The organism is Adlercreutzia sp. CNCM I-6215 (assembly GCF_977072315.1).
Genome location: NZ_CDRVMA010000001.1, coordinates 275,924 through 288,818, shown reverse-complemented (window position 1 = coordinate 288,818; position 12,895 = coordinate 275,924). Strand labels below are relative to the sequence as shown.

Genomic DNA, 12,895 nt, shown 5'->3' with positions numbered 1-12,895 from the left:
CCTTTCGGCGTGGGCGCCGTATCGCCCCGCCTTCGCGTATCTGCTAGGCCGCGCCGTTGCGGCGGGCCACGTAGGTTTCCTCTTGAGCGCCCGCGGGCACCACCACGATGGCGGGCGCGGGGTCGCTCACCGGACAGCGCTGCTCGCACAGGCCGCACCCCGGGCACACATCCGACACCACTTGGGGCGCGAACACCGCGTGGATGTCGTCGCCCTCGCGCGGCCGGTAGTCGATGGTGATAGCCTCGTCGATGAGCGGGCAGGCGCGGTAGCACACCTCGCAGCGCATGCCCTGAAACGACAGGCAGGTGTCCTCGTTGATAACGGCCACACCCATACCGGCACCGCGGCGCTCGGCAGGCACCTCCAAAGCGCCCGTGGGGCAGACTGCCGCGCAGGGAAATTCCACGCACAAGCGGCAGGCCTGGGCCCGGGCGTTCACATAAGGGGTGGAAGCCTCGCGCCCCGCGTTCAGCGGAGCCGCGTGAATGGCCTGATAGGGGCACGCCTCGAGACAGCGCCCGCAGCGCACGCAGCGCGCGGCGAAGTGCTCGGGCGCACCGGCTCCGGGCGGCCGCAGCAAGGGTAGGGGCGATGGCGCGGCGGAGGCGACCGCGCTCGCCGCGAAGACGCCCGCAGCGGCCAAAGCGGCGATTCCCGTCAAACGCATAGCCGAACCCCCTCTTCTGTTCGCACGTCCGTCGCGCGGACAGCGCGCTGCGGCATCCTTTCCGCAGCCGTCTCGCCGACGCTCATGAGACGCTTTTTCGAACCGGATTGTTTCGGCGCACAGTCTAGACGGCAACCGTCCCCATCGCGAAGGGACAGTTGCCCGTTATTTCATGGGGACGGTTGAAAAACCCGGATGGGGACGCCTCCATGGGGCTTTCACATTTGCTAAGCTGTTGAGTCAGGAAATGAAGAACCGTCTGAGCAAATCAGAATGCTCGCGATCACGCCAAGAGGCGATTCGCAACCGGGAGGCCCCATGCACTTGGACGAGCACAGCGACACCCCCTTCTACCGCCAGCTGGAAGCCCAGCTGCGGGAAGGCATCGAGAGCGGCACCTACCCCACCGGCTCGCGCCTCCCCTCCATCCGAGGGCTGGCGGCCGATCTGGGCTGCGCGCGCAACACCGTCGAGCAGGCCTACCATCTGCTCGTGCAGGAAGGCTACGTGGCGAGCCGCCCCGGCAGCGGGTACGTCGCGCAGAACGTGACCTACCTGCAGCCGGATGCCTCGGCACCCTCCTGCGCCGTGCTGCTGGGAGGCCCCCGGCGCAAAGCCCGCTACGACTTCACCTACGGCAACCTGGAGCCCGGCACCTTCCCCGCCGCCGCCTGGCGGGCCATCACCGACGACATCTTGCTGTCGGTGGAAGCCGCCGGCTGCGACGCCTACAACGACCCTTTCGGGGAGGAGAGCCTGCGCGCGGCCATTGCGTGGCGGCTGGTCACGCAGCGCGACATCGATTGCACCCCCGAGCAAATCGTCGTGCAGGGCGGCACGCAGACCAGCGTTCAGAACCTACTGACCCTCTTCGATGCCGCCCGGGACACCGTGGCCATGGAAGACCCCGGCTACGACGGCGTGCGCTCGGTCATCGAACGGGCGCGCTTCGCCATCAAGCCCTGCCGGGTGACCGACGACGTCCGCGTGTTCCTCTCCGACCTCGAGTCCTCGGGGGCGCGGCTGGCCTACCTCACCCCCTCGAGCCAGTTCCCCACCTGCCGCATCATGCCGACCGATGTGCGCGAGCGCGTGCTCGCGTGGGCCGAGGACGCCGACGCCTACATCCTAGAGGACGACTACTGCCGCGACTTCCGCTACCGGGAGCGCTCGCTGGCGCCTTTGGCCTCCATGGACGACCGGGGCCGCGTCATCTACATGGGCACGTTCTCGAAATCGCTCTCCCCCGCCCTGCGCATGAACTACCTCGTGCTGCCCACACCCCTCCTTAAGCGGTGGCGCGAGGCCTTCGCCAGCTCATACTCGCCGGTGCCCTGGCTCAACCAGCAAGTGCTCGCGCGCTTCATGACCGACGGCTCGTGGGGCCGCCACCTGCGTCGCGTGCAGACGAGAAACCGCCGCAAGTACGACGCGCTCACGGCGGCGCTGCGCGAATATATGGGCGGCAAGGTAGACGTGCTGGAATGCGGCACGGGGCTGCACCTGCTCGTGCGCGTGCGCGACGGGCGCAGCCAGGACGAGCTCGTGGCCGCCGCTGCCGCCGCCGATGTGGCGGTGTATCCCACCAAGAAGTACTGGGCCAACCCCGCCCGCGCCGCCGAGGGCGTCGTGCTCGTGGGATTCTCCTCCATCGCCGAGGTGGACATCCGCCCCGGCATCGCCGCCCTAGCGCGAGCGTGGTTCGGGTAGGCAACGATAGCTGCTGTGGTTTCAGCCGCCACCCATAGCACGAGACGCCTTTTCGCCAAACATCTCCACCGATTTGGGCATTATGCCCCCTCGTGTTACTTCGTTTTGGCAAAAACCCATGTCGTGCTACGGGTTTTTGTCCGCTTTGGACCCATCAGCCGTAGCACGAGGCGTCTTTTTGTCGGAGTTCTTCTGCGATTGCGGCAAAAAGGCGCCTCGTGCTACGACCAACGTCCGAGAACAGCCCTTTCTGCCGGTTTCGCAACGTATGCACTGCCTTGCTCTAACGCAACGATATTGACGGGTGCATCATGGATGTCGCGCACGCTAAGCCGGTCTACCAGCTGGCAGGCGCGGATGAGACCGATGGAGGTGCCGGGGAAAGCAGGTAGGAAGGTGTCGTAGAAGCCGCCGCCGTAGCCCAAGCGGAAGCCTTCGCGGTCGAAGGCGAGGCCGGGCACGAGGGCCACGGGACAGGCGAAGACGGCGGGGCGCACTTCACGAGAGGGGTCGTCAGGGGGTTCTTCCACGCCGAAGGAGCTGCGCACAAGGCCGTCGAAAGATTCCACTGCATACCAGCGCATCTCGCGCGTGCTCGGAACAACGCGCGGCAGGCACACGGTTTTCCCCGCCTCCCACGCGCGCTGAATGAGCTCGCGCGTATCCACCTCCGCGCCGAAGCTCAGGTAGGTGAATACCCCGTCGGCCGCCGCGAACTCCGGCAGCGCCGCCACATTCCGCGCAATCGCCTCATCGATGGCGCACCGCTCCCCCACAGACAGCCCCTCGCGCACCGCTTTGAACTGCGCCCGCATCAGCGCTTTGCTCGCCTTATCTGTGGGTGCGATCATTGGCATCTCCTTCCGCTCGCTTCCCGTGGCCCTCTCCGTTGGAACCCATCGCCATCGACAAGGGGCGACCAAGGTCGCCCCTACGGAGGAGGAGCCTTTTCCGTAGGGGACGGTGCTTGCGCCGCCCTCCCAACTGCAACCCACTACCGCTCCCGACAAGGGGCGACCGAGGTCGCCCCCTACGGAGGCAGCAAAACAAAGCGGGCCCCGGTCTCCCGAGGCCCGCGTCATTTCCGTGGTGGAGATGATGGGATTCGAACCCACGACCCCCACGTTGCGAACGTGATGCTCTCCCAGCTGAGCTACATCCCCACGAAGGTGTGCGCTTTCGCGCAAGGCAATAGTTTGCCCGATTTCGAAGCGGTTGTCAACCGCGCGATTTAAGAGACCACACGTTCTTCCAGCGAGTAGTCCACCAGCTCCATGGACTCATCCACGAACGGCGCGAACAGCGGCTCGCCGTTCTGGGACAGCTCCACCATACCGGTGAGCACGTCGACGTACTGATAGGATTGACGAGCGGTGCGGCCGCGCTTGCGGTCGACCTCCATGATGAACAGCTGCGGGTGAACCTGGGTGAGCACGCCTTCGCTCTCGACGATCTTCGAGCGGCCCATGTTGGCGCGCACTTTCAATCGTTGACCGACGAAATCATTCAAGGTATCATGAATGCCATCGACGATCTTTGCCTGCTTGGCCAAATCCATTGACTAACTTCCTCACATGTTGGCGGTACAAGTACAGCCCCATATCATACCACGATTGTCAACCCCCGCAACTTTTTTCGGTCGCGGGAAGTGCGACAGCCTTTAGCGGAGCACCGTCGCACTTACCCTCTGAGTCGGTGCGCAAGACAAGTGACGGAGGAATAGACCCCAGCCTGTGCGACCGCACCATTTGCTTACCGACCTTGCCTGCGTCTGCAATTTAATGCCCCCTAGAAGGCCGCGACGGGATTACCGTTCAGTGAAGAGGCTCAGGTTCGAAGGCGCAACCGCCTGTCGCACCGCTACAATGGCGCTTGCCCAGAGAACAAGCGCTTCGGGAGGTATTTCATGGCACTCATCGTGATGGCGGACTTCGATTTCGGCGATTGCGACTTCGAGCGGAAGATGGTGGAGGCCGCCGGCATCCAGTTCAAGAGCTTCGACGACGCCCGCAACCGCACGCCTGCCGAGATCATCGAGCATTTGCGCGGGGCCGACGGGGCCATCACCTCCTACGGGCGCTTCACCGCCGAGGTGTTCCAGGCTCTCCCCCAGCTGAAGGTGGTCAGCAAGACCGGCACCGGCGTGGACAACATCGACGTGACGGCGGCCACGGCCGACGGGTGCGCCGTGTGCAATGTGCCCGCCTACGGCACGGAAGTGGTGAGCGATCACGCCATCGCTCTTGCGCTCGCGTGCCTGCGACGCATCAATGAGATCGATGCCGACATGCGCGCCGGCATCTGGGACTTCCATCGCCGCCGTCCTCTGGGCCAGGCGCACGGGCGCGCCTTCGGCGTCGTGGGCTACGGCAACATTGGACGCGCGGTGGCCCGGAAGGCGCGCGGACTCGGGTTCAACGTCGTGGTGTGGGACCACAAGGGCACGCCGGGGCGCCTCACGCCCGAGGACTTTCCCTACGTGACCTTAGAAGACCTGCTGAAGACCGCCGATGTGGTCAGCTTCCACACGGCGCTCGTGCCGGCCACCCATCATCTGCTGAACGCCGACAACCTGAAGCTTATGAAGGACGACGCCATCGTGGTGAACACCTCCCGTGGCGCGGTCATCGACAACGACGCCGTGGCCGCCGCTCTTTGCGCGGGCAAGCTCTGGGGCGCCGGCATCGACGTGTTCGAGCACGAGCCGGTCTCGCCGGACGCCCCCATCATGCACGCGCCCCACACCGTGCTCACCTCGCACGCCGCCTATTGGTCCGAGGAGTCCGCCGTCGAGCTGCGGCGTCGCTGCACCCAAAACGCCATCGACGTAGTGCTTGGCCGCGCCCCCGAGAACTGCGTGAACCCCGAGGCGCTGCCCGCCGCGTTGGCGAAGTAAGAGGATTCTGGCGCGAAAATGCGGAATTGGTGCATACGCGCCCCGCTTTCGTCCGCTCATTATGTTCAGAATAGGCAAATAGGGGCCATTTCGCGCCACGTGGGGAATGGCCATGCACCAATTCCGCATTTTCGCGCCACGTGGGGAATGGCCATGCACCAATTCCGGCAGAATGCGCCAATATGGGCGGAGCTTTCTGCATACAGAAGAGCCCGGCCGCAGGCTGGACGCGGTCGGGCTGGAAGAGAAGCCGGGGAGACGGGAGGGAGTGCCGCCCTGGCGCGGGAAATGCTCGTTGGCGGCCGGACGCTGCAGGTGCCACTCACTGGCGGGCGGACGTTGCAGGCGCTACTCACTGGCGAACGGCCACGGCGAAGCCGCTCGCCACCGCGGCCGTCGGGAAGCGATCGCGATGGCTGCGAACCGCCTACCGCTCGCGCAGCTCGTGGCAGGTGCCGCACTCGAAGGTGCCGCGGTGGTGGCACTGGGCGCAGTACTTCATGGCGTCCTTGGGCAAGTCCTTCGAATGGTTGTTGTGGCAATCGGTACAGGTGGTCGGGTTCTCGTCGTGTTTCTCGCCGGCCGGGCGCTCGTGCGGATTCACCGTCGTGCCCTTGTCGTCGGTCAGCGCCGTAGAGTCAGCCGTCAGTGCCGCCATCTCGGACAGCTCGCCGTGGCAGGCGATGCAGGTGGCCTCGTCCACCGTGACGACCGAAGGCTTGGTGGCCGGCTTGTCGCCCATGGCCACCCCGTCGTGGGCCTGGGAGAGCACGGCCTCGTCAGTGTGGCAGGTGACGCAGGTCACGCCCTGGGCCTCGTGGGCTGTGCCCTGGGGGCAGGCGGAATCGGTCGCTGAGGCGGCCTCGGCGGTATGGCAGGTGACGCAGTCGGACTCCATCGTCCAGTTCACCGGCTGGCCCGCCGCTGCATCGTCACTGGACGCCTCGCCGACGTTCTGCTCGGCGGCGGCACCCGACCCGGTGTCGGCCGTAGGCTGGCTCGGCGAGCAGCCCAGAAGCGTCGCCGTCAGGGCCGCCACGGCGAGCATGGCCAGGCAGACCGCCGCGAATACGAGACGGCGATGGCCCCGCTTCACTTCACATTCCATGGGATTCTCCTCTCATCTCGCGCACGGCTCGGCGCCGCTCGCAGGGAGGCGGCCGTCCTGCGCCTTCTCGCACGGGACGGCCGTCTTACTCACCTATCGGCCGAAAGCCGGCCGTTTTCCTCGCGTATCGGCCGAAGGCCGGCCGCCCGGGCGCGGACGGCCGTGGCCGATGGATCCGCAGCGCTACTCGGCGTCCCAGTTCTCCAGACCGGAGGCATAGCGGGCGGCGATGCGGCCCCACACCTGGTTCTCGGCGTTGTTGCCGCCGGTGATGCCGTAGGTGTGGCTCTGGAAGTTGCCGAAGCAGCCGGCCGCGTACAGGCGCGGGATGGGGTTCTGCGCCGGATCGAGCACCTGGGCGTTCTCGTTCTTCATAGGACCGCCCAGAGTGGAGCAGGAGCCGGGGTAGATGGACACTGCGTAGTAGGGGCCGGCATCAAGCGGCACCATGGTCTCGGCGGCGCGGTCGAAGCGCGCGTCCTTGCCGGCGGCGGCGAAGCCCTGGTACTCCTCGAAGGTGGCCTTCAGGGTGTCCACATCCATCAGCGGATCGAACTCCTTGATCTTCTGACCCAGCTCCTCGATGGTGACGCCGGTGAGGATCCAGCCGCGCTCCAGCTCGGCCTTGTTGTCCTGGCTCCAGCCATCCCAATCGCGCACGGAGTCGGGCAGGTCGCTGGCGAAGTTGCCGCACTCGAAGAAGTCGCCCTGGCTGGTGGACAGCTTGCCGGCGTCGAAGCAGCTCTGGTCGAAGATGCCCCAGGAGGGAATGCGGTCGAAGTCGGCGATGGAGTCGTCGAAGGACAGCAGCGTGTGCCAGCCGTTGTGCGGCGAGCCCATGTTGTTCTCGTTCACGAAACGCTTGCCCAGACGGTTCACGTTGAAGTAGCTGAAGCCGGGCATGAAGTACAGGATGGAGAAGTCGTACTCCGGGTCGCGGGTCCACATGGAGTACATGGAGATGGCCATGTCCATGTGCCACAGCTTCGCCCCCACGTCCTCGACCATCTTGATACCGTCGCCGGTGTTGAAGCACCAGCCCTCGAACTTGAAGGGAGAGCACTTGAGGTACTGGTTCTTCAGCTCCTCGTTGAACTCGAAACCGCCCAGCGTCATGATGACGGCCTTGCGGGCCTTCACCGTCTTCTCCTCGTTGCCGATCATGGTGTAGGCGCCCACGATCTCCTTGGTCTGGGGATTCTGGATGAGACGCTCGTCATGGCAGTCGAACAGTACCTCCACGCCCAAGGCCTCGCGCTGGGCATCCAGCTCGTGGAAGGACAGCATGCCGAAGCCGTCGACCGAGGACAGCTTGCAGGAGCCCTCGTAGGCGTTGTCGTCCAGGAAGAAGTACTCGGGGATGGCACCGGCCAGCGCCTGCTCCACCACCTCGTAGGTCATGCCGTACTTGTCGGCGTACTCGGTGTTGCGGGCGCACTCCTCGACCCAGGCCTCGATCATGGCGTCCGGGGTCTTGCCCTTAGTGAAGGCGCGGATGTAGTCCTTGAAGCGCTCCTTCTCGGACTCCTCCACGATGGTCCACTCGCCGTTGTTGATGGAGCTGTTTCCGCCACCGCGCTCGGGAGCCTTCTCCAGCACGAGCACCTGCTGGCCGCACTCGTCGGCGCCGATGAGCGACGCCCACATGCCCGCGCCGCCGTAGCCGATGACGAGCAGGTCGCACTCGTAGTCCCAGGTCTGGGGCAGCCAGTCGCCGGTGTTGGCGAGGGTGTCGGCGCCGCCCGCGCTTTCATTCGCGCAGCCGGCCAGCGCCGCCGTGCCCGCCATGGCCGCTGCGGCCAGGCCCGCGCCCTTCAGAAACGAGCGACGGGACACGCCGAGTTGTTCGTCTTTCTTCATGAAAGATCCTTCCTCCTCATGTCGTGCGGACGCCCAAGGGTCCCCCGAGAGGCTTCGCGCTCCCTGGGATTTCGCGTTTCAGCGAACTCGCGAAGCTTCCAGAAAACACTCTCGAAGGCCGCCCGCTCCCTTGGCGGGCCCCTCCCCTTGCGGCTCTCATCCGCGTTTGCAAGACCCAAGATTACGCAGAACCGCTCGCCCGCGCATCTGAGCATCCGTCGGATTTTCGAAAAGAATCTTTCGTAGAGCAAAGACGTTTTCCCAGATCAACGCATCTAGGATTATCAATCCGATAGGCGCAAATCCCCTGATAGGCTATGATTTGAAGCTCTATGTGGACGAATCGGCTAGAATAATCGGCATCGCACAGAGGCACAGCCTGGGGAGGGGAAGCCCGTGTCAGCAACCACGCATGCGCGCGAACCTATCGAAAACGCAACCGAAGAGAGAAAAGCTCCGCACCTCGGACAGGGTGATGGAGCGGAGCCCGCAACAAGTGGCGACGGCGCGGCGGCCGAGAAGGGGTCGAGAGGCGTCCGGGGCGCAGGACAGGGCGACGCCCCGGACGCGGAACGTTCAGCACGCGCCACAGTGACGGATTCCGCCCTCCTGAACTTCCTCATCGTCGTGCTGGGATTCGGCCTGTGCCGCGCCTGGATCGTCTTCTGCCTGGGAGCGCCGCTCGTCTTTCCCGCCGCCTCCCCGACTCGTTGGATCTACCTCGCCAGCGGGGCGCTGTGCGCGGCCGTTGTGGCCCTCGTCTGCCGCGCGGGAGGAAACACGATCGCCCTCATGCGCCGGCTGCTCTTCCGAATAACGCCCTTCGCGCTTCTGGCCAGCGGCATCCTTATCCCCTTGGCGATACGAGCCAACAGCGAGCTGCTCATGGCATGCGGCTTTGTGGTCGGCGGCATCGGCGCGGGGCCATTGCAGGTGCTTTGGGGCGATCGCTTCTCGCACCACTCGGTGCAGTTCGCCGCCTTCGCCTCCCCGGCGGCCGCCATCGTCACGGCAAGCGTGGCCGCGCTCTCGGCGAGCCAGACGAGCTTCATGGGGTTCATCGTCGTGCCGCTTCTGTCCTTCGGTCTGCTCGTCTTCCATGCGGATCGCACCGGGCACCCCTGGCGCGAACTGGTCGGCAAGAGCGATCTCGACTCCTCGCGGGACAGCGCGCCTCAGAGCGCGGTCGCGGAACCTGCCGAGGCGGCGAGGGCGCAACCGACAGGCTTCAGGGCCGGCAGCCGCGTACCCCTCGGCGTGGGCAAGCTCATGTTCTCTATCATGACGTTCTCGCTGCTCTGCCGCATGTTCGACACCATGAACCGCGGCGTGGATCCCTTGGCGTTCCTCGGCGGCAGTCCGATCTTCGCCCTCGTCGTGGTAGGCGCGGCCTTCATCGCCATCGTGGCGAAGGCGGGAGAGCGGTTCAACCCCACCCTCATCTACCGTCTGTCTCTCCCCATCATGGTGGCGGGTTATGTGGCCATCGCCCTGTTGTTTGACAGCCACGCCGCCATTTCGCTGCTCATCATCAACGTGGGCTACGAGTTCTTCGACATCCTCACGTGGGTGCTGTTCGTCGACGCCTCCCGGCGCCGCAACGAGAACGCCCTGTACATCTTCGGACTGGGCGTGGCTTTCATGTTCTGCGGCATGGCGCTCGGCAATGCGGCGAGCCACATCTTAGACACCCTGGTGTCCAGCGGAAACGTGCAAGCCAACGTCGTGGCCATGGCCGCCATCCTGTGCCTGGTGATCGTAGCGTTCCTCGTCCTGCCCGAGGGAACTGTGGCGCAGCTTTCCCGCCGCGAAGGGCACGCGGAACGCGGGGCAGCGCGCGCGACCGAAAGCGGCGTTCTCGGCGAATCGGAGGCAGGAGACGGTGCCGCGTCGAGCAATCAAGCCGAAGGTGCCTCCACGGCGGATCGCATTGAGCGGCACTGCGCCGCCGTGGCCCGCGACTTCGGGCTCACTCCGCGCGAGAGCGAGGTCATCGTGCTTCTGGCCTACGGACGCACGCTGGCCATCATCGCTCGCGATTTGCACATCGCCCAGGGCACAGCCCGTACCCATATCGAGAACATCTACCGCAAGCTGGACGTGCACAAGCAGCAGGAGCTCATCGATTTGGTGGAGAACCACGAAAGCTAAGGGCGCGCGGAATTCGGCAATCGTCTGGTCAAAAAACGCGTAAAGCGGCAGCCTATCAGGATCACAGGGAGAACTTCTCCCGAGTTGGAGAGAAGTTTCGAGCGTTTAAGGCCTGCTCGACAGGGAGAATCGCCGAAAAGGGCACTATAATTTGCCACCTTACGAGTTTTTTGACCAGAAGCCCCCTGAATTCCGCGCGACAACGGATTTTGGGGGCTTCTGCTGTCCGTGGCTACTCCGCGACCTCCGCAGCCTCGACTGCGGCCTTGGCAGCAGCTGCCTGGGCGGCGGCGCGCTCCGCCCGCTCGCGCTCGATGGCGGCCAGGGCCTCCTGGGGCGTGGGAGGGCGCGGCGTTTCCCGCGCGATGGCCGCGGCCAGGGCCTCCTCGTCGGCTCCCTCGATGACGATGCCCTTGATGGCGTCGCCGATGGCCAGCTGCTCGATCACCTCGAGCCCTTCCGTCGCCTGGCCGAACACCGTGTACTTATCGTCGAACTCGGGCTGTTCGTCCAGCGAGAAATAGAACTGGCAGCTGCCGGAGTTGGGCGCGGACTTATGAGCCATGCACAGGCTGCCGAGCCGATGGGCGTTTCGCGGGTTGTCCTCCCACTCGTCGATGATGGTGTAGCGCGCGTCCCCCGTGCCCGGATGCATCCCGCGAATGGCCCCTTGAGCGGCGGCGAGCACCTGGGCCGGTCCCATGGTGCGCGTGGTGGGACAGCCGCCGAGCACCACCGATCCGGGCTTCTTCGCGTGGAACTTCAGACTATCGTAAAAGCCCTTCGCGGCCAGCTCGATGAAGTTGCCCACGGTGACGGGAGCCTCGCATCCGAATAGCTCCGCGCGAACGATGCCACGCGATGTTTCAATGACGGCGACTTCGCGGCCGTTGGGCTTATAGCCCGGGGTGTATATTTCCAGTTCGATGCGTGCCATAAACGCTCTCCTTCCCTGCAAGAGCGCACCCGCCTCGGCGCCGCGCCCATCCGAACGCCGCGCCTCTCAGACGCCGCGCTCGCAACTTCTAATAAAAAGCCCTCCCATCTTAAGACAGGCGGGGCGTATGCGCGTCCGATGGAGCATCCTATTTTGCTGCAAAGAGGCCGCAACTCGAGTTCTCAAGAACCGAGAAGGCCCGACCGCGGGCTGGAAGCGGTCGGGCCGAAAGGGAATGAGGCGGCGCGAAATCTGCAGCGAGCAGCCGAAGTTACCTAGGCGGCGAGGCGCTTGGCGATGGCGCCGATGAACTCGCCCGTGGAAAGGGTCACGGGGTTCGGCAGCGTCGTGATGCGGGCGAGGTCGCCGGTCATCTCGCCGGCCTCAATGGTGGCCAGGGTAGCCGCTTCCAAGCGGTCGGCGAAAGCCACGAGGTCGGGCAGCTCGTCCAATTCGCCGCGCTTGCGCAGGGCGCCGGACCAGGCGAAGATGGTGGCTACGGAGTTCGTGGAGGTCTCCTTGCCCTCCAGGTGCTTGTAGTAGTGACGCTGCACCGTGCCGTGAGCCGCCTCGTACTCGTAGACGCCCGCCGGGCTCACGAGCACCGAGGTCATCATGGCCAGCGACCCGAAGGCGCTCGACACCATGTCGCTCATCACGTCGCCGTCGTAGTTCTTGCAGGCCCAGATGAAGCCGCCCTCGGCCTTCATGACCCGGGCCACGGCGTCGTCGATGAGCGTGTAGAAGTACTCGATGCCGGCCTCCTCGAAGCGGGCCGCGTACTTATCGTCGTAGATCTCCTGGAAGATGTCCTTGAAGCGGTGGTCGTACTTCTTGGAGATGGTGTCCTTGGTGGCGAACCACAGGTCCTGCTTGGTGTCCAGGGCGAACTCGAAGCAGCTCATGGCGAAACTCGCGATGGAGGCGTCCAGGTTGTGCATGCCCTGGGCCACGCCGGCGCCGTCGTACTCGTGCACCAGCTCGCGGATCTCCGTGCCGTCGTCGCCGGTGTACACAAGCTCCACCTTGCCGGGGCCGGGCACGCGGATCTCGGCGTTCTTGTACACATCGCCGTAGGCATGGCGGGCGATGGTGATGGGGCGCGTCCAGTTGCGCACGCAGGGCTCGATGCCTTTCACAATGATGGGGGTGCGGAACACCGTGCCGTCGAGCATCGCGCGGATGGTGCCGTTGGGGCTCTTCCACATCTGCTTCAGGTCGTACTCCTCCACCCGAGCGGCGTTCGGCGTAATGGTGGCGCACTTCACGGCCACGCCCAAACGCTTGGTGGCCTCGGCGGACTCGATGGTGACCATATCGTCGGTAGCGTTGCGGTTCTCCAGGCCCAAATCGTAGTACTCGGTCTTCAAGTCCACGAAGGGGCAGATCAGCTCGTCTTTGATCATCTGCCAGATGATGCGGGTCATCTCATCGCCGTCCATCTCCACAAGCGGCGTGGTCATTTGAATCTTGGTCATGGTGCTCCTTACGACAGAAATCGGTTGCGACCATGCTACCGCGAAATGTGAGCAACTCGCCCCGCAATTCGCCTAGAAACAAGGT

At 65.0% G+C, this 12,895-nt stretch carries 10 protein-coding genes and 1 tRNA gene; 3 read left to right on the top strand and 8 right to left on the bottom strand.

Annotation, left to right across the window (positions count from 1 at the left end; all coding sequences use genetic code 11):
• Positions 1-43 precede the first annotated feature (43 nt).
• The gene (locus ACW4LP_RS01175) at positions 44-670 is read right to left on the bottom strand and encodes a 4Fe-4S dicluster domain-containing protein (RefSeq protein WP_302384625.1); all 627 of its coding nucleotides are present in this window, start codon (positions 668-670) and stop codon (positions 44-46) included.
• Between the two features lie 318 nt (positions 671-988).
• Between ACW4LP_RS01175 and pdxR the strand changes: the two genes are divergently transcribed.
• On the top strand, positions 989-2,380 hold the full coding sequence (gene pdxR / locus ACW4LP_RS01170; protein ID WP_417177601.1) for a MocR-like pyridoxine biosynthesis transcription factor PdxR: 1,392 nt from the start codon (positions 989-991) through the stop codon (positions 2,378-2,380).
• Between the two features lie 221 nt (positions 2,381-2,601).
• Here the strand turns inward: pdxR and ACW4LP_RS01165 are convergent, their stop codons facing one another.
• From ACW4LP_RS01165 to ACW4LP_RS01155, 3 genes are all read right to left on the bottom strand, one after another.
• Positions 2,602-3,231, bottom strand: coding sequence for a 5-formyltetrahydrofolate cyclo-ligase (locus tag ACW4LP_RS01165; RefSeq protein ID WP_417175622.1), 630 nt, complete (start codon positions 3,229-3,231; stop codon positions 2,602-2,604).
• Positions 3,232-3,467: 236 nt separating this feature from the next.
• Positions 3,468-3,543 (bottom strand) — tRNA-Ala (locus ACW4LP_RS01160).
• A gap of 68 nt (positions 3,544-3,611) precedes the next feature.
• Complete coding sequence (locus tag ACW4LP_RS01155) at positions 3,612-3,938, bottom strand: Veg family protein (RefSeq protein WP_173113948.1); 327 nt, start codon at positions 3,936-3,938, stop codon at positions 3,612-3,614.
• Between the two features lie 348 nt (positions 3,939-4,286).
• Between ACW4LP_RS01155 and ACW4LP_RS01150 the strand changes: the two genes are divergently transcribed.
• Positions 4,287-5,276 (top strand): C-terminal binding protein, encoded by a 990-nt coding sequence (locus ACW4LP_RS01150; RefSeq protein ID WP_418133720.1) that lies wholly within the window; start codon positions 4,287-4,289, stop codon positions 5,274-5,276.
• Between the two features lie 427 nt (positions 5,277-5,703).
• Here the strand turns inward: ACW4LP_RS01150 and ACW4LP_RS01145 are convergent, their stop codons facing one another.
• The gene (locus tag ACW4LP_RS01145; RefSeq protein WP_302233566.1) at positions 5,704-6,384 is read right to left on the bottom strand and encodes a cytochrome c3 family protein; all 681 of its coding nucleotides are present in this window, start codon (positions 6,382-6,384) and stop codon (positions 5,704-5,706) included.
• A gap of 183 nt (positions 6,385-6,567) precedes the next feature.
• Positions 6,568-8,244 (bottom strand): FAD-dependent oxidoreductase, encoded by a 1,677-nt coding sequence (locus tag ACW4LP_RS01140; protein ID WP_302233565.1) that lies wholly within the window; start codon positions 8,242-8,244, stop codon positions 6,568-6,570.
• A gap of 591 nt (positions 8,245-8,835) precedes the next feature.
• Here ACW4LP_RS01140 and ACW4LP_RS01135 point away from each other — a divergent pair.
• Positions 8,836-10,395, top strand: a complete 1,560-nt coding sequence (locus tag ACW4LP_RS01135) for a LuxR C-terminal-related transcriptional regulator (RefSeq protein WP_302233564.1) — start codon at positions 8,836-8,838, stop codon at positions 10,393-10,395.
• 232 nt (positions 10,396-10,627) lie between these two features.
• Here ACW4LP_RS01135 and ACW4LP_RS01130 read toward each other — a convergent pair whose 3' ends face one another.
• Together ACW4LP_RS01130 and ACW4LP_RS01125 are read right to left on the bottom strand one after the other, a co-directional pair.
• Positions 10,628-11,332 (bottom strand): peptidylprolyl isomerase, encoded by a 705-nt coding sequence (locus tag ACW4LP_RS01130; protein WP_302233563.1) that lies wholly within the window; start codon positions 11,330-11,332, stop codon positions 10,628-10,630.
• A gap of 275 nt (positions 11,333-11,607) precedes the next feature.
• Positions 11,608-12,810 (bottom strand): NADP-dependent isocitrate dehydrogenase, encoded by a 1,203-nt coding sequence (locus tag ACW4LP_RS01125; RefSeq protein WP_302233562.1) that lies wholly within the window; start codon positions 12,808-12,810, stop codon positions 11,608-11,610.
• Between the last annotated feature and the right edge of the window lie 85 nt (positions 12,811-12,895).

What these genes read in the sequence shown, in the direction of transcription:
- ACW4LP_RS01175 (WP_302384625.1), bottom strand. Translation starts at nt 670, where the DNA reads ATGCGTTTGACGGGAATCGCCGCTTTGGCCGCTGCGGGCGTCTTCGCG.
- pdxR (WP_417177601.1), top strand. Translation starts at nt 989, where the DNA reads ATGCACTTGGACGAGCACAGCGACACCCCCTTCTACCGCCAGCTGGAA.
- ACW4LP_RS01165 (WP_417175622.1), bottom strand. Translation starts at nt 3,231, where the DNA reads ATGATCGCACCCACAGATAAGGCGAGCAAAGCGCTGATGCGGGCGCAG.
- ACW4LP_RS01155 (WP_173113948.1), bottom strand. Translation starts at nt 3,938, where the DNA reads ATGGATTTGGCCAAGCAGGCAAAGATCGTCGATGGCATTCATGATACC.
- ACW4LP_RS01150 (WP_418133720.1), top strand. Translation starts at nt 4,287, where the DNA reads ATGGCACTCATCGTGATGGCGGACTTCGATTTCGGCGATTGCGACTTC.
- ACW4LP_RS01145 (WP_302233566.1), bottom strand. Translation starts at nt 6,384, where the DNA reads ATGGAATGTGAAGTGAAGCGGGGCCATCGCCGTCTCGTATTCGCGGCG.
- ACW4LP_RS01140 (WP_302233565.1), bottom strand. Translation starts at nt 8,244, where the DNA reads ATGAAGAAAGACGAACAACTCGGCGTGTCCCGTCGCTCGTTTCTGAAG.
- ACW4LP_RS01130 (WP_302233563.1), bottom strand. Translation starts at nt 11,332, where the DNA reads ATGGCACGCATCGAACTGGAAATATACACCCCGGGCTATAAGCCCAAC.
- ACW4LP_RS01125 (WP_302233562.1), bottom strand. Translation starts at nt 12,810, where the DNA reads ATGACCAAGATTCAAATGACCACGCCGCTTGTGGAGATGGACGGCGAT.